Genomic DNA, 19,931 nt, shown 5'->3' on the forward strand with positions numbered 1-19,931 from the left:
GAATAACACGATATATCGCGAGTTTGTCAAGAGATCCGGTTGACATTGACGTGACGTCAACTTTTACGCTGGTCATATCGACACGAAAGGGAGGATGCCGTGGACACGCAGGACTGGTCGATCCAAGAGATCGCACGCCACGCCGGAACGACGAGCAGAACGCTTCGTCACTATGACGACATCGGTCTGCTGACGCCGTCGCGCATCGCGCACAACGGCTACCGGCACTACGACCAGAGCGCGCTCGTCCGGCTGCAGCGGATTCTGCTGCTGCGCGCCCTCGGGCTCGGGCTGCCCCAGATCGCCGAGGCCCTCGAGGCCTCGACGGACAAGGGTGCGGCAGCCGAGGCATCCGCTCTCGAGGCGCACCTCGCGTATCTGCGCGAGGAGCAGAACAGGCTGGCGCGACAGATCGCGTCGGTCGAGACCACGATCAGCACATTGAAAGAAGGAGGACCCCTCATGGCCGAGAACATGTTCGACGGCTTCGACCACACCCAGTACAAGGACGAGGTCGAGGACCGTTGGGGAAAGAAGGCGTACGCCGACAGCGACCGCTGGTGGCGAGGACTCTCGAAGTCCGAGCGTGCCGAATGGCAGCAGCTCGTGTCCGATCTCGGACGCGACTGGATCGCCGCCGCGGAGAGCGGCGCCGACCCGGCATCCGACGAAGCACAGCTACTCGCCCAGCGCCACGTCGAATGGCTGACGAGCGTGCCGGGGACTCCGGCATCCGCGTCGGGCGGCGACGTCAAGGGCTACGTGACCGGACTCGGCGAGATGTATGTCGCCGATCCGCGGTTCGGAGCCAACTACGCCACCGCCGACGGCGGCACGCGAGGCGCGGAGTTCGTCCGCGACGCGCTGCGCATCTACGCCGAGGCGAATCTGTAGGCCACACGGATGCCGGGCGTAGGGTCTATGCATGCCCGGCCGCTCGACCACCACGAACACGGCGCCGCTGTTCGTGGCTGCGGCACTCGGCTACGCGGCGAACTGCGCACTGGGACTGGCCGTCGCAGTGAGGTTCGTCGACACCCGCAGATTCCGATGGCTGCACCATGCGCTCTACATCACGACGTGCACGGCCGTCGCCGCGGCGCTCAGCACAGCGTGCTGGGGCAGGCCGCGGCGCGCGAGCCGGCATGCCGCGCTGACGCTCGTACCGGCCGCCGTGCCGCTCGCCGCGATCGCATACGTGCCGACGCACAGCCGCCGGCATCCGCTCGTCGCGCTCGCCGCAGCCCCTTTCTTCGTCGCGAGCGTCGTGCGCTCGCTCCGCCCCTCCGACCGGAAGTGATCGCATGGAACTGCTCGACGCCATCCGCCGCCGCAAGACCACGAACGGGCCGTTCCTGCCCGATCCCGTCTCAGAGGAGCACCAGCGGATCCTCCTCGAGGCCGCGGGTCGTGCGCCGTCGCAGTTGAACAGCCAGCCCTGGCGGTTCGTCGTGATCGAGAGCCGCGAGACGATCGATGAGATCGCACGCATCTCGGGGGAGAGCATGACCGAGGCGATGTCGAACGGCACGTTCTTCGAGCGGTACAAGCCGTACTTCCGCTTCAGCAAGGCCGAGATGGAGCAGAAGCGCAGCGGGATGCTGTTCGACAGGCTGCCGGCGCCGCTGCGCCCCTTCACCGGTCAGGTCTTCACGAAGCGGGGGCAGACCCTCATGAACGCCTTCGGCGTGCCCAAGACGCTGGGCGCGGAGAACCGCAAGCTCGTCGCGGGTTCCCCGCTGCTGCTGGGCGTGATGCTGGACCGCAGCGAGTACCGCCCTGGACAGCTGTCGTCGTTCTACTCGGTGTTCAGCATGGGGGCGGCGATGGAGAACATCTGGCTCACCACGGTCGAGCTCGGCATGGGCATCCAGTTCATCTCGTTCCCGATGGAGGTGCCGGGCCGGTGGGATGAGATCGTCCGGCTCCTGCACGTGCCTGACGACCTGGAGCTGATGGCCGTGTACCGGCTGGGCTACCTGCCGCCCGAGCAGCGTCGCCCGGCCATCGACTGGTCGAGCAGCGAGCGCAAGCACCCGTCGCAGTACGTCTATCGCGAGAACTGCGAGACACCGCAGGAGGGGTGGGACGGCGTGCAGCTCCGGCACGAGAGCTGATCCGCGCCGGCTACCGCAACCCGTCAGCTGCCCTCGCGAGGCAGCAGCTTCAGATCCTTCAGCGCCGGACCTTCGATGCGGGTGCCGTCCGGTGCGAAGCGCGAGGCATGCAGAGGGCAGTCCCACGTGCACTCGGCGTCGTTCCAGTCGAGCACGCCGCCGAGATGCGTGCACACTGCGGAGACGGCGCGCGTGGCACCGCCCACCGTCGACACCGCCACCGGGCGTCCCGCGCGGTTGGCCACGACGCCACTGCCCTCCGCCGGTCGAGGAACCGGCACGGGCCGGGATTCTGCGCGAGACCATCCCGATGCGACCGCAGCTGCGACCCGGCCGCTCTCGGCCGCTCCGCGCGCGATGTCGGCCGGCACGGTCAGTCGTGTGCCTATCGAGGTCATCCAGCGCGGTCGATCGTGCCGGTCGGCGCCGAGGATCTCGGCGGTGAGGCGCATCGCGGCCGCCGGCGCATTCGACAGCCCCCATTTGGCGTAACCGGTGGCGAATCGGATGCGCCCGAGTCCCCGCGGCATTGCGCCGACGAAAGGGATCAGATTGTGCGATTCGTAGTCCTGAGCCGACCAGCGATGCGTCTCCTCGGCATCAGGGAAGTACTGCCGGGTCCACGCCACGAGATCCTCGATCGCGGCCGTCTCGCCATCCGAGCGGCCGACCGGATGTCCGTTCCCGCCGACGACGAGCTGCGCCGTCGCGCCGGGCCCATCGGTGGGCGAGACAGGACGGATCGACCGGTTCGGATCGTCCACGGAGATGAAGGTTCCATCGAGCGCGTCTCCGGGGACGCGGAAGGCGACGCAGTACGACCTGAGACCGCGGGTCTTCGCGAAGTAGAGGCCGCGGTCGATGATCGGCGTGCCAGTGGCGAGAACGATGTGGTGGGCGAACAGCGGCCCGGCGGCGGTCTCCACGCGCGACTCGGGGAGTGCGTGTGCGCCGGTGGCGCGGATGCCGGTGTGCAGTGTCCCGCCCGCGGCCAGCAGTTCTCGGGCCAGGGCCTGCGCGACGAGCATCGGGTCGATCGTCACCTGATCTTCGAGCGCGACGGCACCGACGATCGGGAAGGGAGTCGCCGGCAGATCGGCCGGTGCCAGTATGCGCGTCGGCAACCCTGCCTCACGCGCCGCGAAGTGCTGCGCCCTCACGGCGTCGAGACTACCCGGGCTCTGCGCGTACGTGTGGTCCGTGCACCGGGAGTATGCGACTCCGGCGCCGTCGGCGAATCCGGTCAGCCACTGCATTCCCGCGCGGTTGGCATCGACGTACGCCCTCACGAGCCCGATCGGATGGTGGCGGCGGATCCCCGCCAAGGTCTGCCCCTGAAGCAGGGTCAGCTTCCCGGTGTTCGCGCCGGTGGTGAGTTCGCCGACCTCGCCGGCATCGATCACGGCGACGTCGAGCCCCTTGCGTGCGAGCATGACGGCGGTCGACAGGCCAGTGAGTCCTGCACCCACGATGATCACGTCATGACGTGCGTCGGGTTCGAACGGCGATCCGAGAGAGGCGGTTGGTTCGTGCTTCCACAGTGGCTTCATGCCGCCAAGTCAACGTCGCCTGCGGCGACGTCGATACAGCCTTGACAATCACGTCGTCCGCAGGCACGGGACGACGGGCTAGAGTGGCCGCGTGACTCTCCGCCGGCTGCTGCTCGTCGCGCTCGGCGGGACGGTCGGCACGGCGGCACGGCTCGCGATCGCACTGCTGATCCCGGATGCCGGGGCCTTCCCCCTCGCGACCCTCGCCGTGAATCTCGTCGGGGCGCTGCTGATCGGCATCCTCGCCACACGTCTTCCTGGCAGCTCGGACACCCGAGTCTTCCTCGGCACCGGCATCCTCGGCGGGTTCACCACCTACAGCGCCTTCGCCGTCGGCGCAGTGCAGCTCTGGGCTCAGTCGCCATTGCTCGCGGGGCTGTACGTGATCCTCACCCTGACGCTCGGTGTCGCAGCCGCTGTTCTCGGGATGCGCGTCGGCAGGCGGAGGGGCACACGATGACTCCGCTCGTCTTCCTGCTCGCATCAGTGGCCGGCGGTGTCGGCGCCGCCCTGCGCTACGCGGCCGACGTCGGCGTCAGCCGGTTCGCAGGGCGTCGGTTCCCCTGGGGCATCGTCATCGTGAACGTGACAGGGTCGTTCGTCGTCGGCGTCGTCACTGCAGCCTTGCCGGATGCCGCGTTCGTCGTCGGCGCCGGACTCCTCGGGGGTTACACGACCTTCAGTACGGCGATGCTCGACAGCATCGCCCTCTGGAAGGGCGGCGAGCGGCCGGCGTCGGTGCTGCACCTGCTCGGCACATTCGCGGCATCCGTGATCGCGGCACTCGTGGGCCTCGCCATCGGCGCTGCCCTCTGAGGTCGGTCGGGGCAGTCGCCGCCCGACGTCCCGAGCCGCGCTCAGCATCCTCACAAATGCGAGAATGTACAAAAGTACATGTACAGCAGTCCAGAGGGGAGAGCCGTGGCTGAAGCAGTCCGCCGCAGGCGCGACCCGGAGACACGCCGCCTTGCCATCATCACCGCTGCGGCCGAGCTCATCACCGAGGTCGGTGTCGATGCGATCACTCACCGCATGGTCGCCGCCCGCGCCGACGTTCCGCTCGGTGCGACGACGCAGTACTTCGCCACTCTCGACGACCTCCGAGACGCCGCGCTTCAGCTGCTCGCCGCTCACGTGGCCGAGCGGATGGCCGAGATCCGTGAGGTCATCACGGAGCGCGGCGCGACCCCCGCTCTGCTGGCCGAGCTGATCCACACCGCCCTCGCCGACGCGACGGCCGTCCAGGCCGATCGCGCCGTCGTCACTGCGGCGGTGCACGACCCGAGGCTGCGAGAGCTCGCACAGCAGTGGTCGGACGAACTCGTCGGGATCTTCGCCCCCGTTCACGGAATCGACCGCGCGCAGGCCGCAGCCGTTTTCATCGACGGCGTACTCTGGCACGCACAGATCCACGAGAACCCGCTCGATCAGCGCTTCATCGAGGCGGCGCTCATCAGCATCCTCGGGACCGCCGACGCCGCAGCATCCCCTTCACCGCAGTCCACCGCATAGAGACAACCGAGAGATCACCGTGTCGAAACTCGCCATCCTCAGCCTGCGCAACCGCGCGCTGATCGCTCTCATCACGATCGTGGCCGCCGTGTTCGGCGGCCTTGCGTTGACGAACCTCAAGCAGGAGCTCATCCCCTCGCTCGAGCTGCCGTCGCTCATCGTCATGACGACGTACCCGGGCGCATCCCCCGAGGTCGTCGAGAACGACGTCTCCACGCCGATCGAGACGGCGATCCAGGGCGTTCCGGGGCTTGAATCCACGAGCGCCACGAGTTCGACGAACTCCTCGATCATCCAGGCGACCTTCACGTACGGCGAGAACCTCGCCACCGCCGAGCAGAAGATGCAGCAGGCGATCAACCGCATCTCCTCACAGCTGCCGGAGGACGTCGAACCGCAGGTGCTGTCGGTGTCGATCGACGACTTCCCGGTGATCCAGGTCGCCGTCACCGGATTCGACGATGCCGAGACCGCGCAGGCCGATCTCGAGAACGTCGCGATCCCCGACCTCGAAGACATCGACGGCGTCAACGCCGCGCAGATCGTCGGCGGCATCGGCCAGCGCATCACGATCACTCCCGACAACGCGAAACTCGCGGCGGAGGGCGTGAGCAGTCAGGCGATCCGCGACGCGCTGCAGCAGAACGGCACGCTCTTCCCTGGTGGCGACATCACAGAGGACGGTCAGACGCTGACGGTGCAGACCGGCGCGAAGATCACCTCGGTCGACGACATCGCGGCGCTTCCGCTCGTGGGCACCACCGCCACGATCGCCGACGTCTCCACGGTCGCGCTGGAGTCCGACCCGGTGTCGTCGCTGTCGCGCGTGAACGGCGAGGATGCGCTCTCGATCTCGATCACGAAGCTCCCCTCAGCGAACACCGTCGAGGTGTCCGACGGAGTGATCGCCGAGCTCGACGAACTGCGCAAGACCTTCCCCGACGCGGAGTTCACTGTCGTGTTCGACCAGGCGCCGTTCATCGTGCAGTCGATCGAGACGCTCGCCACCGAGGGACTGCTCGGCCTCGTCTTCGCCGTGATCGTCATCCTCGTCTTCCTGCTGTCGATCCGTTCGACGCTGGTCACGGCGATCTCGATCCCGACCAGCGTGCTCATCACGTTCATCGGTCTGCAGGCGTTCGGGTACTCGCTGAACATCCTCACGCTCGGCGCGCTGACGATCGCGATCGGTCGCGTCGTCGACGACTCGATCGTCGTGATCGAGAACATCAAACGCCACTACGTCGGCGATGCCGACAAGGGCGATGCGATCCGTCTCGCGGTGCGCGAGGTGGCCTCTGCCATCACGGCATCCACGATCACGACCGTCGCGGTGTTCCTGCCCATCGTGTTCGTCGGCGACATGGTCGGCGAGCTGTTCCGGCCGTTCGCGATGACGGTGACGATCGCGATGGTCGCATCGCTCCTCGTCGCGCTGACGATCGTGCCGGTGCTCGCGTACTGGTTCCTGCGTCCGGGCAAGGAACTGCGCGACGAGAACGGGAACGTGATCGACCCCGAGCATCAGGATGCTCCGCCGACGCCGTTGCAGAAGATGTACCGGCCGATCCTCGGATGGACCCTGAAGCACTCGGCCGTCACGGTGATCATCGCGGTCGTGGTCCTCGGCGGCACGCTCGCAGCCGCTCCGCTGATGAAGATCAACTTCCTCAGCGACTCCGGCCAGAACACGATGACCGTCACGCAGGACCTCGGCCCGACCGCGAGCCTCGCGACGAAGGATGCTGCGGCATCCGTCGTCGAGGAAGCTCTCGAAGACGTGGACGGCATCGAGAACGTGCAGGTGTCGATCGGCTCGAGCGGCTCGTCGCTCATGGATGCGTTCTCCGGTGGAGCCGGCGTGACGTACTCGATCATGACGTCGGCGGATGTCGACCAGGAGACACTTCGCGCCGACGTGCAGGATGCTGTCGACGGCCTGGAGGACGTCGGAGACATCAGCGTCAACGCCTCTGCGGGCTTCGGCTCGAGTGACATCGAGGTGAACGTCACGGCGCCGAGCGGAGACGCACTCGCCGAGGCGACCTCAGCGGTCACCGAAGAGCTCGACGGGCGCGACGGCATCGGCGCGGTCACCGACAACCTCGCCGCATCGCTGCCCTACATCGCTGTGGTCGTGGATCGACAGGCCGCGGCCGACAACGGGCTCTCCGAGGTCGCCGTCGGAACGCTCGTCTCGGGCACGATGCGGCCGCAGCAGGTCGGATCCGTCGAGCTGGATGAAACGGCCCTCACCGTGTACATCGCCGCGACCGAGCCGCCGGCGACGATCGATGAGCTGCGTGCGCTCAGCATCCCCAGCCCCCGCGGGATCATCTCGCTGCAGGACATCGCACTCGTCGAGCAGCGCGAGGGACCGACGTCGATCACCACAGAGCAGGGGCGCCGCACCGCGACGATCACGGTGCCGCCGGCGTCCGACAACCTCGCGACCGCGACCGCATCGGTGACGGCTGCTCTCGAGGCGGTCGACCTGCCCGACGGCGCATCGGCCGAAGTCGGCGGTGTCGCCTCTCAGCAGGCGGACTCGTTCTCGCAGCTCGGACTCGCGATGCTCGCGGCGATCCTGATCGTCTACGTCGTGATGGTGGCGACCTTCAAGTCGCTGCGTCAGCCGCTGCTGCTGCTGGTCTCGGTGCCGTTCGCGGCCACCGGGGCGATCCTGCTGCAGATCGTCACGGGTGTGCCGCTCGGTGTCGCATCGCTCATCGGTGTGCTGATGCTGATCGGCATCGTGGTGACGAACGCGATCGTCCTCGTCGACCTCGTGAACCAGTACCGGGAGAAGGGGCTGTCGACGCGCGATGCGGTCATGGCGGGTGGTGAGAAGCGTCTGCGCCCGATCCTCATGACGGCGCTCGCGACGATCTTCGCCCTCACTCCGATGGCGCTCGGGATCACCGGGCACGGCGGATTCATCTCGCAGCCGCTCGCGATCGTCGTGATCGGCGGACTCGTGTCGTCGACCGTGCTGACGCTGATCGTGCTGCCGACGCTCTACAACCTCGTCGAGGGAGCGAAGGAGCGTCGCCGGGCTCGCAAGGCGGGGCCGGATGCCGGTGGCAGCGACGTTCCCGCGCCGGAGGCTCCAGGGCCCGACGGATCCGATCCCGACGGATCCGAGCATCCACTGACCCGCCGCGAACTGCGCGAGCACCACGGCTGACCAGCGCGAGACCGCACGACCACGCCGAGACCGGGCCGATACGCCTCTGTCTCGGCGTGGTCTTGCAGTTTCGGTGGAATAGTCCGCGACCGGGTGCTGTTCAGCGACTAGTGCGCTGGCCGCAAACCCGGCGCACAGAGCCTCAGACCCCGCACACAGAGAGAGTGTCAGTGCCCCTGGACGACGTCACCACCCTGCCCGACCAGCACGAGATCGCGAGCGAGACAGCAGTAGAACAGGAACAGGCCACCCTCGACGAGGCGTTCAGGCGCCGTGACGACCTCCTCCGGCAGCTCGATGCCGACCTTGCGATTCCTGCGACGGATGCCGTGCATCAGGTGAGGATGCGCATGATGGCGCAGCGGCGCTCGGAACTGTCGCACGCCGAGCAGGGCCTGATCTTCGGCCGGCTCGACGGGCTCGACGATTCAGTGAGGCACCTGGGTCGGGTGGGAATCCCCGGCTCGAACACCGAGGAGGATGATCCCCTGGTGATCGACTGGCGCGCCCCTGCGGCGCGTGCCTTCTACACCGCGACCGCCGTGGACCCTCAGGGCCAGGCCAGGCGCCGGCACATCCGCACGAGCGATCGCACTGTGCTCGGCGTCGACGATGAGCCACTCGACGGCTCGGTGGCAAGCGAACTCGTCGGTGAAGGCGCGCTGCTCGCCGCGCTAGGCGAGCGCCGAACCGGACGCATGAGCACGGCGGCGGCGACGCTGCAGCGCGAACAGGACGATGTGATCCGCGCCGACGCCCACGGACCGCTCGTGGTGCAGGGCGGACCGGGCACCGGCAAGACCGTGGTGGCGCTGCATCGGGTCGCATACCTTCTCTTCACGCACTCTCGCCTCGCTGCGCAGGGCGTACTGGTGCTCGGCCCGTCGATGCGCTTCCTCGACTACATCGCGCAGGTGCTGCCAGCCCTCGGTGAGACGGCTATCGTCTCGGCGACCTGCGACACGCTGGTGCCGGGCATCCGCGTGGAGCGCGATGAGCCGAGGGCGGTCGCCGAGATCAAGGGCAGGGCGCTCTGGCAGCGGGCGCTGTCAGAGTACGCGGCGTCACTGGTCCCGCAGCCGAGGGAACTCGAACTGATTTGGGAGGGCGAGAAGTACACGCTCGATGGTCGGAGGATCGCGAACGCACTCGCCTCGGCGACTTCCGGACGCTCGTACCACGCGGCGCGGACCGTCTTCTTCGAACAGGTGCACGGCCTGCTCACAGATGCCGTCGTCGAGCGCAGCGAAGAGACGCTCACGCAGATGGAGGAGGGCCTGGAGGACATCCTCGCCGGTGTCGACGCGGGGCTGGAGCGCTCGGATGACCGTGCCGCGACGACCGGCGCGACAGGCGCCGAAGTCGACGGGCTGCTCTCTGAGGACGACATCGAGCGGCTGCGCGATCGGATCGCGATCGATCGCGGCCTGGACGACCTGCTCGCGCAGTGGTGGCCGGCCCTGGATGCGACGGCTGAGCTGCGCCGGCTGTTCACCGACGACGCGTTGCTGCGACGGTGGACCCCGGAGCTCAATGACACGGAGCGCGCCTCGGTCCGCCGTGAGCCGGCGGGGTGGGCCGGCAGCGACATCCCGCTCATCGACGCGCTCGCCGATCTGCTGGGAGATCCGGGATCCGGAGGGTCGCAGGGCGAGTTCCTCGCCGATCGTGCTGCTGCGCGGCGCGACTGGGTCTACGGGCACGTCGTCATCGATGAGGCTCAGGAGCTCTCGGAGATGCAGTGGCAGATGGTGATGCGCCGCTGTCCTTCGCGGTCGATCACGGCCGTCGGCGACATCGATCAGGCAGAGGCGCCGCACCGGCACACGACGTGGGCGCAGGCGGTCGACGCGGCGTTCGGCAAGAGGTGGACTGAGGCCCGTCTGACGATCTGCTACCGCACGCCGCTCGAAGTCATGGCGCTCACTGCTCCCGTGCTCCGCAACGCCGGAAGTGAGAACGAACCGCCTCGGGCCGTGCGGGCGTCCGGCATCGAGCCGTGGGAACGCGACACCGACGAGAGCGGTCTTGCCGCTGAGGCTGCGCTGCTGGTGGAGGAGCTGTCAGCGCGTTGGAGCGGCGGAACCGTCGGAGTCGTGGCGCCTCTTGACCGCCTCGCTGCGCTGCGCGCGGCTCTCCCCGACGCGACGGTGCTCTCTGCGACCGACGCCAAGGGGTTGGAATGGGACGCCACTCTGCTCGTGGATGCCTCCGGTATCGCGGCTGAGCCGCGCGGCTGGAACGGACTCTACGTCGCGCTGACGCGCTGCACCCAAGAGCTGGGACAGCTGCACGTCAGCTGAGTTCGACGCCCCAGGTGAGACTCCACGTCTCGCCTGGGGCGAGGCGACGGATGCCGAGACCGCTGTTCAACGCGTCGGCCGGAGCCGTCATGGGCTCGATGGCGACTGCGAGGTCATGGCCGGGGTAATTCGTGGTCGTGTACACCTGCACGTAATCGAAGCCTTCGCCCTGGCGCAGGGTGACGCGGCGGCCGTCGGGCGCGGTGAGGGAATGGCGCACGAAGCCGTCCGCGTCTCGGGCGAGGTCGGTGAAGCCGGTGTCGAGCGTGATGTCGCCGAGGCGCACCCCTTCGCGCAGCGCGGCCGACGCAGGGGAGGTGCCGACGGGCAGCATCCGCTCGTCGGCGTCGAACTGCGTCGTGGCGGGCACGGTGAGCACGAGGTCGTGCGGATCGACATCGCTGATCGTGACGAACGGGTGGGTTCCGAGGGCGGCGGGTGCCGCAGCATCCGATCGGTTCGTCAGCGTGTGCGTGACCTCGATGCCGGCGTCGGTGAGTGCATACGCGACCGTCGTCTCGATCTCGTACGGGAAGCCGGTCTGCGGGTGGATCGTGGCGCGCAGGGTGGCGGCGGCATCCGTCTGCTCGATCTCGTAGGCGGTGAAGCGCAGCAGGCCGTGGCTGGCGTTGTGCAGCTTCGGCTCGCTGATCGAGAGCTGTTGCGTGGTGCCGTCGTCGTCCCAGACGCCGTCGCGCACCCGGTTCGGCCACGGCGCGAGAACCACACCGGAGCACGACGGCGTCGGGATGTTCTCCGGATAGCGGCTGATGAGGTCGACTCCGCCGACGGCGAGGCCGCGGAGGGATGCCCCGACCTGGGCGATCTGCGCCGCGACGGCGCCACGCTGAAGGTGGATCTGGATGCCGGTGGGGGATTGCGAAGTCACGGTGTCATGTTACGGGGGTCATCGTACGAGGGGTTTCTCAGGCGCGTCGGGTAAACTGGTGGGGTCGGCTTCGGGCAGCCGCGCATGGCGCGGGCGTTTATCTGTTGGAAGTGTGAGCCCAGGGGCCGATGGTGAGCGTCGATCGACGCACATTAACCATCACATGAATGGCCCCCGGCCGACGGATGTCCGGGTTTCCCCGCGCGCGAAGTGCGGCGCTGTTTGGTGCAGAAAACCCAGAAGGACACACCCATGCCCAAGAACAAGAAGCCCCAGGGCGGCAGGCCCAATTTCGAGCCGCGCTACGGCGCGAACAAGACCTCGTTCCATGACCGTCACGCCGGTCGCCCTGAGGGCGGACGTGCGGATGCCGGCGCAAAGCGCCCTTCGTCGCCCCGCTCTTCGTCGACCTCCGACCGCGGCGTCGACCGCCGCCCTGGCAGCAAGAGCGCGACCCACCGCGGATACCGTCCGGCCGAGGCCGAGAGCGGCGCCCCGAAGCGTCGCTGGAGCGACCAGGAACGTGCCGGCCGTGATGAGGCCCGTGGCATTCGCAGTCGTGCCGAGTCGGGTCGCCGCGAGACGCCGCACCACCAGAGCGAGCGTCCGCGCACCGATGGGCGTCGCTTCAACGACGACCGTCCGCGGTTCAACAGCGACCGTGGGGCCGAGCGTCCTCGTTTCAACGACGATCGCGGTGCTGCTGAACGTCCGCGCTTCAACGACGACCGTCCGCGTCGCGATGACCGCGCGCGTCAGGATGAGCGTCCGCGTCGGGATGCCGGTGCGTCGACGGGTTCTCGTTACCAGGGCGACCGTCCGCGGTTCAACAACGACCGTGGCGGCGACCGTCCCCGGTACAACAGCGACCGTCCCGCCGAGCGCGGCGGCGACCGTCCCCGGTTCAACAGCGACCGCGCGACCGAGCGTCCGCGTTACAACGACGACCGTCCGCGTCGCGATGACCGCGGCCGACAGGATGAGCGTCCGCGCCGGGATGCCGGTGCGTCGACGGGTTCCCGCTACCAGGGTGACCGCCCCCGCTTCAACAGCGATCGTCCCGCCGAGCGTCCGCGCTTCAACGACGACCGTCCGCGTCGCGATGACCGTGCTCGTCCGGACGACCGTCCGCGTCGCGATGACCGCGAGCGCACGGATGGCCGCCCCCGTTACGAAGATCGCCCTCGCGTCAACAGCGACCGCCCGCAGCGGGACGCGTCGACGGGCTCGGCGACCGGTTCCCGCCACCAGGGCGACCGCCCCCGCCGTGACGATGCGCGCCGTGACGATCGTGGCCCCCGTCGTGACGACCGTGGCCCCCGCCGTGACGACCGCGGCCCCCGCCGTGACGACCGCCGCAGCGAGCCGCGCGCGAGTCGCGACGACTGGAACAAGACGTCGTCGACAGCGAAGTTCGAGAAGACCGAGGATGTCGTGCACGAGCGCCTCGAGGCGAAGACGATCGCGGCCCCAGAGGTCGATGGCGTCACGTTCGCCGATCTCGGCATCGGCTCGAACATCGTCGAGGTTCTGAAGGAGCTCGGTGCGTCTTCGCCGTTCGCCATCCAGGCCGCGACGATCCCGTCGATCCTCGAAGGACGCGACGTGCTCGGCCGTGGCCGCACCGGCTCCGGCAAGACCATCGCCTTCGGTGCCCCGCTCGTCGAGCGCGTGCTGAAGTCGCAGGCAGGCAAGCGTCGTGAGTACGGCCGCAAGCCGCGCGCGATCATCCTCGCTCCGACGCGCGAGCTCGCGCTGCAGATCGACCGCACGATTCAGCCGATCGCCCGCAGCGTCGGCCTGTTCACCACGCAGATCTACGGTGGCGTCCCGCAGGGCCGCCAGGTCGGCGCGCTGATGAAGGGCGTCGACATCGTGATCGGCACCCCCGGCCGGATCGAGGATCTGATCAAGCAGCGCAAGCTCGACCTCTCCGACTGCCGCATCGCGGTGCTCGACGAGGCCGACCACATGTGCGAGCTCGGATTCGTCGAGCCGGTGCAGCGCATCCTCCGCCACACGCAGGAGGGCAGCCAGAAGCTGCTGTTCTCGGCGACGCTCGACCGCGAGGTCGCTGCCCTCGTCGACGAGTTCCTCGTGGATCCTGCCGTCTACGAAGTCTCCGGCGAAGACCAGGACTCCGGCACGATCGACCACCGCGTGCTCGTGATCGAACACCGTGACAAGGCCGAGATCCTCACCTCGATGGTCGATCGCGCAGGCAAGACTCTCGTCTTCGCCCGCACCCGTGCATACGCGGAGACGCTGGCCGAGCAGTTCGACGACGCCGGGATCCCGGCGGCGGCGCTGCACGGTGATCTGAACCAGGCGAAGCGCACACGTAACCTCGAGCGCATGACCTCGGGTCGAGTGCAGGTCCTGGTCGCCACCGACGTCGCCGCTCGCGGCATCCATGTCGATGACATCGACCTGGTGATCCAGGCGGATGCGCCGGACGAGTACAAGACGTACATGCACCGCTCGGGGCGCACCGGGCGCGCAGGCCGTGCCGGCCGCGTGGTCACGCTGATCACGCGTCAGCGCCAGCGTCGGATGACCGAGCTGCTGGGCCGCGCCGAGATCGACGCACCGTTCGAGTCTGCTCGGATCGGTGACGACATCATCGAGGAGATCACCGGGCGCATGCCGAGCAACGACGAGATCACGGCGTAGGGTTCACAACTCCTCAGAACCTTGAGGCTCAGGGCCCCGGAAGCGAATTCCGGGGCCCTTCTGCGTCGTTCCGAGGAGTTGCGTACCGGGCAGCGGCCCATCCGAGCGAAGTGACCGGTGCCAAGCGCTGATCAGGCTTCGGGAATCGCCCCGCGCATGTGAACCGCAGAACTGAGCGTCGTGCCGTTCAGATCGAGGTACAGCTGCTGTTCGGTCACGGTCAGCGTCATGGTGTTGCGCCGCTCGAGCGACGCGGCGGCATCGTCGATGAATCCAGGGTCGAAGCTGAACACCCGGATGGCCTCGGCGTTGTGGATGCGCTTGCCTGACCACGGTGCGATGACCTTGGCCGGGTCACGGTGCGTGTAGACGACTATGCGGTCGGCCAGCTTGCTGCCGTAATGCAGGCGTTCCGCGTCGGGGGCTCCGACCTCGATCCACACCGTGATCTTGCCGGTCATGTCGCGAACGAGCACCGCGGGTTCGTCCGCCTGCGAGATGCCAGCGCCGAACGTGATGCCCTCGGCGTATTCGAGGCAGTAGGCGAGTGTACGGGTGAGCATGTATGCGTCTGTCTCGGAAGGATGCCGCGCGACGCGGAGCGTGAGGTCGTCGTAGACGCCGCGATCCATGTCGGCCAGTTGCACCGTGAACGTGTGGATCATCGCGCCGATTGCCATAGTCACCGAGCCTACGCGCCGAGGCGGCAGGCTCCGACCGTGCGCAGAGACCGCGGTCAGAACAGCGTGGCTGCGGGTGGAGCCACCGCAGTCGCGCGCAGGGCTGCCGGACGGGTGAGCCGTCGGCTCGGGTAGGCATCGTCGGAGTGACGGGCCTCGAGTCCGTGCGCACGGATCAGCGGACGCACGCGCTTCGCCAGCCACTGCCGGTAGGGTTTCGGGGCCTCAGACGCCGCGCCGGGGTAGAGCCCGCGGTACGACGACATGAGCTCAGGATGCTCGCGCTGCAGCCACTGCATGAACCAGGGCTTGACGCCGGCGCGAAGGTGCAGCGCGCCGTAGATGACATGGTCGGCGCCGGACTCATCAATGCGCTGCAGTGCATGATCGATCGCCTCGACCGAGTCTGTGAGGTGCGGAAGCACCGGCATCAGGAAGACCCCGACGCGGAAACCGGCATCCGTCAGCGCACGCACCGTGTCCAGGCGTGCCTGCGTGCTCGGGGTTCCCGGCTCGATCGAATGCTGCAGCTCGTCGTCGTACATCGCGATCGACATCTGGATGTCGATCGGCACGTGCTTCGCAGCATCCACCAGCAGCGGGATGTCGCGGCGGATCAGCGTCCCCTTGGTGAGGATCGACAACGGTGTGCCGGACTCGGCGAGGGTGCGGATGATGTCGGGCATCAGCTTGTAGCGGCCCTCGGCGCGCTGGTACGGATCGGTGTTCGTGCCCAATGCGACGCTCTCGTGCTGCCAACTGCCCTTGCGCAGCTCTTTCGCGAGCACCTCGGCCACGTTCGTCTTCACGACGATCTGCGAGTCGAAGTCCCCGCCGCCGTCGAGATCGAGATACTCGTGAGTGCCGCGGGCGAAGCAGTATACGCACGCATGGCTGCACCCGCGGTACGGGTTGATCGTCCAGCTGAACGGCATCCGCGAGCCGGCCGGAACCTTGTTGAGCGCGGAGCGCGCCAGCACCTCATGGAACGTCATCCCCGAGAACTCAGGCGTCGTCACCGAGCGGACGATTCCCGTGCGGTTCTCCATCCCGGGCAGGGCCGCGTCATCCGCGTCGTCGATCGTCTGTCCCTGCCATCGCATGCACTCATTCGAACAAATACGCGATGTTAAGTCAAGATCGCATGGGAAGTATGTTCGATCGGTGAAACGGGGCACAATGGAATCATGAGCGGCGCCCATAACCCACGGCACGCGTCGCGTCCGTCGCGCGTGCTGACCGTCGCGCTGCCGATCGGCCTGGCCGTGACAGCGCTCGGCATGCTGTGGGCGATCGCGGACGTGCCGGCTGCGGCAGAGGCCGAGGTTCCTCCGGCGCCGGTCGTCGCGGCTCAACTGCCCGGTGTGGACGTCGGCGGCGTCATCGCGGCTGATCCCTGTGCGGATCCGGGGGTCACCGACGCGCTCGCGGCGGATGACGACGAGGCGGCGATCACGGCGTTCGGCGGTGGTGCGGCTTTCCGGGACGCCGTCGTGGCAGGGAACGCGCCATGCATCTCGCTGAGTGATCCGGCCCGGATCTGGCTGGTCGTGAACAAGGCGCGACCACTGGCTCCTCTCGATTTCGAGCCGGCAGGACTCGACGGAGTCGATCTCGCGACCACGACGCCGTCCGACCGCCTTCGGACGGATGCGCGCGACGCACTGGGCGGGCTCGCGCGGGATGCCGACGCGTCCGGCGCGGGAGTGATCGGGATCAACAACGGCTATCGCTCGTACAACCTGCAGGTCTCCACCTATTCCGGCTTCGTCGCCGCCGAGGGAGTTGCGGGTGCGGACGAGGGCTCGGCGCGTGCGGGATTCAGCGAGCATCAGACAGGGCTGGCCGTGGATGTCGTCGCGTGCGAAGACGAGTGCGGCGACATCGACGCTTTCGGCAGCACGGCGCAGGGCGCCTGGGTGCAGGAGCACGCGTGGGAGTACGGCTACGTCGTCCGATACGAGAGCGGTGCGACGGGCACGACCGGCTACATGCCGGAGCCGTGGCACCTCCGCTTCGTCGGCCCGCAGCTCGCGGCCGCCTACCATGAGGGCGGCTACCACACGCTCGAGGAGTTCTTCGCGCTCCCCGCAGCACCCGACTACGCGCACTGACCACGTTCTGTGGCTTCCCACAAACGCGGTACGCAGTCCCACGCGTGGTGGGATGCATTCTCACAACGCGCTGTCCCAGCATCCGCTCTCCGCCCTAGAATCGCGGGAGCAACGACGCACTGACACGTTCGGGAGGACGGCATGGAACGCGACATCTACGAAGAAGACCACGAGGCATTCCGCGACCTGGTGAAGGACTTCGTCAAGCGCCACGTCAGCAATGAGAGCATCGAGAAGTGGGATGCCGCAGGCGAGATCGACCGTGAGACCATGCTCGCCGCAGGCGAGGCCGGCATCATCGGGCTCTCCGTGCCGGAGGAGTTCGGCGGAGCGGGCATGCTGCAGGACTACCGCTTCCGCACGATCGTGAACGAAGAGGTCATCGGCGCGGGCGCCGGATCGCTCGCGGGGGCCTTCGGCATCCAGGACGATCTCGCCATCCCGTACCTCGTGCACATGGGCACGCAGGAGCAGAAGGAGAAGTGGCTGCCGCGTATGGCGACCGGTGAGGTTCTCGGCGCGCTGGCCATGACCGAGCCCGGTGCGGGCTCCGACCTTCGCGGGATCAAGACCACCGCGAAGAAGACCGAGGGCGGCTACATCGTCAACGGTGCGAAGACCTTCATCTCGTCGGGCAAGACCGCCGACATCGTCGTCACGTTCGTCAAGACGGGGGAGGGCAACCGCCCCGACGCGTTCAGCCTGCTCATCCTCGAGAACGGCATGGAGGGCTTCGATCACGGCAAGAAGCTGAACAAGATGGGCTCGCACGGCCACGACACCGCTGAGCTCTCATTCAGCGACGTGTTCGTGCCCGAGGAGAACCTCATCAGCGGTCAGGAGGGTCAGGGCTTCCTCCAGCTCATGATGAACCTGCCGCTCGAGCGCCTTTCGATCGGCATCGCCGCGGCATCCGCATCGCAGGCCGCGTTCAAGTGGACCGTCGACTACACGAAGGACCGCGAGGCGTTCGGCGAGCGCATCATCGACTTCCAGAACACCCGCTTCAAGCTCGCGGATGTCGCGACCACGGTCGACGTGATGTGGGCATACCTCGACCGGGCGCTGCTGGCGTACAAGGACAAGAAGCTCACGGCCGAAGAGGCCGCGAAGGTCAAGTTCTGGACGACGGAGCGCGAGTGGGAGATCCTCGACACGTGCGTGCAGCTGCACGGCGGCTACGGCTACATCACCGAGTACCCGATCGCCCGCGCGTTCCTCGACGCCCGTGTGCACCGCATCTACGGCGGCACGAACGAGATCATGCGCGACATCGTGTCGCGTCAGATCGCCGGCAAGCGCTGACCTCTCGCGCACTCCGGTAGCAAGAAGGTTGCTACCGGAGTAGCATCGCCGTCATGGCGAACACGAAAGTGAGTCTCAGCCTCAGCGAGGCCGATCTGGCGTTTCTCGATGCGGAAGCGATGAACGGACGTTACGGATCGCGTTCCGCTGCCGTTCAGGATGCCGTGCGCCTGCTGCGTGAGAGCCGCCTGGCTGATGCCTATGCTGAGGCCTACGCAGAGGGTTACGACGAGGACTGGGACCTCTCTTCCGGCGACGGCCTCGCGTCAGCATGAGCGCAGACTCAGCGATGCTTCTTCGCCGAGGCCAGGTCGTACTGGTGTCATTTGATCCCGCTGTCGGGTCGGACGTCCGCAAGACGCGGCCCGCGATCGTCGTGAGCAACAACACCGCGAACGCGGTAGCCACGCGCAGCGACCGGGCGACCGTCACAGTCGTGCCGTTGACCTCGAACACGGCCAGGGTGCTGCCGTTCCAGGTGCTCGTGCCGGCTGACGCGGCCGGCCTCGGCCGTGATTCGAAGGCTCAGGCCGAACAGGTGCGCACGATCGCGGGCAGCCGCATCACGCGCCCTGTCGGCTGGATTCCCTCCGAGCTCATGGGTGCCGTGGACGAGGCGCTACGACTGCACCTTTCGCTCTGATCAGTGCGACGAAAGGAGAAAAGTGCCGGTTCCAAGGCGTCGGAACCGGCACTTTCCTCCTTCGAACGCTTGGATCCCCATCACGACGCCGGCTCAGCGGCGGCGTCGCGGGCGGCCTTGGACGCGGGCGATGAGGCGCCGATCTTCCAGTAACCGCAGAAGCTCACGCTGTTCTTTTCGACTCCGCGCTCGCCGACCAGCTGTTTGCGCACTCCCGAGGCGAGTGCCTGCTCTCCAGCCGCATAGGCATGGAACGGGTCGGACGGCAGTTCCGCCTCGCGCAGCGCCGCGAGCGCGAGCGTACCGGGCGCCGTGTCGTTCGGACGCGTGTTCCACTCGATCGAGACGCCGGACGGATGCTCGAACTCCAGCGCATCCTCAGCGGAGGGCACCTCGATGATGGCCAGACCCTTCGCCGTGGAAGGAAGCGACGCGCAGATCGAGGCGATCGCCGGCAGTGCGGTCTCGTCTCCCACGAGCACGACGTGCTGCGTGCCGCGCTCGGGGTTGAAGGTGAGTCCCTCGTCGATGATCAGCACGTGCTCGCCCGGCTCGCAGGTCTCCGCCCAGCGGGATGCCGGGCCGGCCGTCCCATCGGCGGCAGAGCCGTGCAGTACGAAGTCCACGTCGATCTCGGCGCCGTGCTCCGCCGCCGCCGGTCGGTATGCGCGTACCGAGTAATTGCGCATGACAGGGCGCTCGCCGTCGGGGATGCGCAGGAACTTCAGGTATCCGAACATCTTGTGCGCCTTCGCCGGCACGCGTTCGAGACCCGCTTCGCCGCCGACCGGGATGAACAGGCGGAACCACTGGTCGTAGCCCATCGGGCGGAACTTCGAGATCTCACCGCCGCCCAGCGTGATGCGGATCCAGTGCGGGGCGAGCCGCTCGGTGCGCAGCACCTCGAGGTGCAGGAGCTCGGTCGTCTCGGGCTTGACCATCTTACTGAATGCCATGC

The 19,931-nt window shown here is 67.7% G+C and carries 18 protein-coding genes; 13 read left to right on the plus strand and 5 right to left on the minus strand.

Annotated elements, in window-relative coordinates; translation table 11 throughout:
* The first annotated feature begins 99 nt into the window (after positions 1–99).
* The 3 genes from IEV67_RS18280 to IEV67_RS18290 are packed head-to-tail and all read left to right on the plus strand — an operon-like array spanning position 100 to position 2,117.
* Positions 100–894 (plus strand): MerR family transcriptional regulator, encoded by a 795-nt coding sequence (locus IEV67_RS18280; protein ID WP_188438157.1) that lies wholly within the window; start codon positions 100–102, stop codon positions 892–894.
* A gap of 31 nt (positions 895–925) precedes the next feature.
* Positions 926–1,300: a hypothetical protein gene (locus tag IEV67_RS18285; RefSeq protein WP_188438158.1), complete on the plus strand. Its 375-nt coding sequence runs from the start codon at positions 926–928 to the stop codon at positions 1,298–1,300.
* Between the two features lie 4 nt (positions 1,301–1,304).
* Positions 1,305–2,117 carry a nitroreductase family protein gene (locus tag IEV67_RS18290; RefSeq protein ID WP_188438159.1) on the plus strand — a complete coding sequence of 271 codons (813 nt, stop codon included), beginning with the start codon at positions 1,305–1,307 and terminating at the stop codon, positions 2,115–2,117.
* A gap of 23 nt (positions 2,118–2,140) precedes the next feature.
* On the opposite strand, the gene IEV67_RS18295 is transcribed toward IEV67_RS18290, so the two are convergent.
* Positions 2,141–3,667 (minus strand): FAD-dependent oxidoreductase, encoded by a 1,527-nt coding sequence (locus IEV67_RS18295; RefSeq protein ID WP_188438160.1) that lies wholly within the window; start codon positions 3,665–3,667, stop codon positions 2,141–2,143.
* A 91-nt stretch (positions 3,668–3,758) separates the two neighbouring features.
* On the opposite strand from IEV67_RS18295, the gene IEV67_RS18300 reads away from it, so the two are divergent.
* From IEV67_RS18300 to IEV67_RS18320, 5 genes are all read left to right on the plus strand, one after another.
* Positions 3,759–4,127, plus strand: a complete 369-nt coding sequence (locus tag IEV67_RS18300) for a fluoride efflux transporter FluC (RefSeq protein ID WP_229703347.1) — start codon at positions 3,759–3,761, stop codon at positions 4,125–4,127.
* Positions 4,124–4,483 (plus strand): fluoride efflux transporter FluC, encoded by a 360-nt coding sequence (locus tag IEV67_RS18305; protein ID WP_188438161.1) that lies wholly within the window; start codon positions 4,124–4,126, stop codon positions 4,481–4,483. The genes IEV67_RS18300 and IEV67_RS18305 overlap by 4 nt, the downstream gene beginning before the upstream one ends.
* Before the next feature lie 105 nt (positions 4,484–4,588).
* Positions 4,589–5,179 carry a TetR/AcrR family transcriptional regulator gene (locus IEV67_RS18310; RefSeq protein WP_229703349.1) on the plus strand — a complete coding sequence of 197 codons (591 nt, stop codon included), beginning with the start codon at positions 4,589–4,591 and terminating at the stop codon, positions 5,177–5,179.
* Between the two features lie 19 nt (positions 5,180–5,198).
* Positions 5,199–8,366, plus strand: coding sequence for an efflux RND transporter permease subunit (locus tag IEV67_RS18315; protein ID WP_188438163.1), 3,168 nt, complete (start codon positions 5,199–5,201; stop codon positions 8,364–8,366).
* Between the two features lie 164 nt (positions 8,367–8,530).
* Complete coding sequence (locus IEV67_RS18320) at positions 8,531–10,669, plus strand: HelD family protein (protein WP_229703351.1); 2,139 nt, start codon at positions 8,531–8,533, stop codon at positions 10,667–10,669.
* Here the strand turns inward: IEV67_RS18320 and IEV67_RS18325 are convergent.
* Entirely contained in the window at positions 10,662–11,558 is an 897-nt protein-coding gene (locus IEV67_RS18325) for an aldose 1-epimerase family protein (protein ID WP_188438164.1), read from the minus strand. The two genes, IEV67_RS18320 and IEV67_RS18325, sit on opposite strands and share 8 nt — an antisense overlap.
* A gap of 252 nt (positions 11,559–11,810) precedes the next feature.
* On the opposite strand from IEV67_RS18325, the gene IEV67_RS18330 reads away from it, so the two are divergent.
* A complete protein-coding gene (locus IEV67_RS18330; protein WP_188438165.1) occupies positions 11,811–14,231 on the plus strand; it encodes a DEAD/DEAH box helicase in 2,421 nt (806 codons plus the stop codon).
* 131 nt (positions 14,232–14,362) lie between these two features.
* Here IEV67_RS18330 and IEV67_RS18335 read toward each other — a convergent pair whose 3' ends face one another.
* The gene (locus IEV67_RS18335) at positions 14,363–14,911 is read right to left on the minus strand and encodes a YaeQ family protein (RefSeq protein WP_188438166.1); all 549 of its coding nucleotides are present in this window, start codon (positions 14,909–14,911) and stop codon (positions 14,363–14,365) included.
* Between the two features lie 56 nt (positions 14,912–14,967).
* Entirely contained in the window at positions 14,968–16,014 is a 1,047-nt protein-coding gene (locus IEV67_RS18340; RefSeq protein ID WP_188438167.1) for an Rv2578c family radical SAM protein, read from the minus strand.
* Positions 16,015–16,098: 84 nt separating this feature from the next.
* Here IEV67_RS18340 and IEV67_RS18345 point away from each other — a divergent pair, with 84 nt between their 5' ends.
* The 4 genes from IEV67_RS18345 (at position 16,099) to IEV67_RS18360 (ending at position 18,973) form a co-directional block, all read left to right on the plus strand.
* Positions 16,099–17,025 (plus strand): M15 family metallopeptidase, encoded by a 927-nt coding sequence (locus IEV67_RS18345; RefSeq protein WP_188438168.1) that lies wholly within the window; start codon positions 16,099–16,101, stop codon positions 17,023–17,025.
* 141 nt (positions 17,026–17,166) lie between these two features.
* Positions 17,167–18,330: an acyl-CoA dehydrogenase family protein gene (locus IEV67_RS18350; RefSeq protein ID WP_188438169.1), complete on the plus strand. Its 1,164-nt coding sequence runs from the start codon at positions 17,167–17,169 to the stop codon at positions 18,328–18,330.
* 53 nt (positions 18,331–18,383) lie between these two features.
* Positions 18,384–18,605 (plus strand): ribbon-helix-helix domain-containing protein, encoded by a 222-nt coding sequence (locus tag IEV67_RS18355; RefSeq protein ID WP_188438170.1) that lies wholly within the window; start codon positions 18,384–18,386, stop codon positions 18,603–18,605.
* Between the two features lie 14 nt (positions 18,606–18,619).
* Positions 18,620–18,973, plus strand: a complete 354-nt coding sequence (locus IEV67_RS18360; RefSeq protein WP_188438205.1) for a type II toxin-antitoxin system PemK/MazF family toxin — start codon at positions 18,620–18,622, stop codon at positions 18,971–18,973.
* 80 nt (positions 18,974–19,053) lie between these two features.
* On the opposite strand, the gene IEV67_RS18365 is transcribed toward IEV67_RS18360, so the two are convergent.
* Positions 19,054–19,929 carry a siderophore-interacting protein gene (locus tag IEV67_RS18365; RefSeq protein ID WP_188438171.1) on the minus strand — a complete coding sequence of 292 codons (876 nt, stop codon included), beginning with the start codon at positions 19,927–19,929 and terminating at the stop codon, positions 19,054–19,056.
* Positions 19,930–19,931: the final 2 nt, after the last annotated feature.

The organism is Microbacterium murale (assembly GCF_014635185.1).
In the GTDB taxonomy this organism is placed as follows: domain Bacteria; phylum Actinomycetota; class Actinomycetes; order Actinomycetales; family Microbacteriaceae; genus Microbacterium; species Microbacterium murale.

Coding starts and splice junctions, on each gene's coding strand:
- IEV67_RS18305 (WP_188438161.1), top strand. CDS start 4,124: ATGACTCCGCTCGTCTTCCTGCTCGCATCAGTGGCCGGCGGTGTCGGC.
- IEV67_RS18295 (WP_188438160.1), bottom strand. CDS start 3,667: ATGAAGCCACTGTGGAAGCACGAACCAACCGCCTCTCTCGGATCGCCG.
- IEV67_RS18355 (WP_188438170.1), top strand. CDS start 18,384: ATGGCGAACACGAAAGTGAGTCTCAGCCTCAGCGAGGCCGATCTGGCG.
- IEV67_RS18285 (WP_188438158.1), top strand. CDS start 926: ATGCCCGGCCGCTCGACCACCACGAACACGGCGCCGCTGTTCGTGGCT.
- IEV67_RS18365 (WP_188438171.1), bottom strand. CDS start 19,929: ATGGCATTCAGTAAGATGGTCAAGCCCGAGACGACCGAGCTCCTGCAC.
- IEV67_RS18290 (WP_188438159.1), top strand. CDS start 1,305: ATGGAACTGCTCGACGCCATCCGCCGCCGCAAGACCACGAACGGGCCG.
- IEV67_RS18335 (WP_188438166.1), bottom strand. CDS start 14,911: ATGGCAATCGGCGCGATGATCCACACGTTCACGGTGCAACTGGCCGAC.
- IEV67_RS18360 (WP_188438205.1), top strand. CDS start 18,620: ATGCTTCTTCGCCGAGGCCAGGTCGTACTGGTGTCATTTGATCCCGCT.
- IEV67_RS18345 (WP_188438168.1), top strand. CDS start 16,099: ATGAGCGGCGCCCATAACCCACGGCACGCGTCGCGTCCGTCGCGCGTG.
- IEV67_RS18340 (WP_188438167.1), bottom strand. CDS start 16,014: ATGCGATGGCAGGGACAGACGATCGACGACGCGGATGACGCGGCCCTG.
- IEV67_RS18350 (WP_188438169.1), top strand. CDS start 17,167: ATGGAACGCGACATCTACGAAGAAGACCACGAGGCATTCCGCGACCTG.
- IEV67_RS18330 (WP_188438165.1), top strand. CDS start 11,811: ATGCCCAAGAACAAGAAGCCCCAGGGCGGCAGGCCCAATTTCGAGCCG.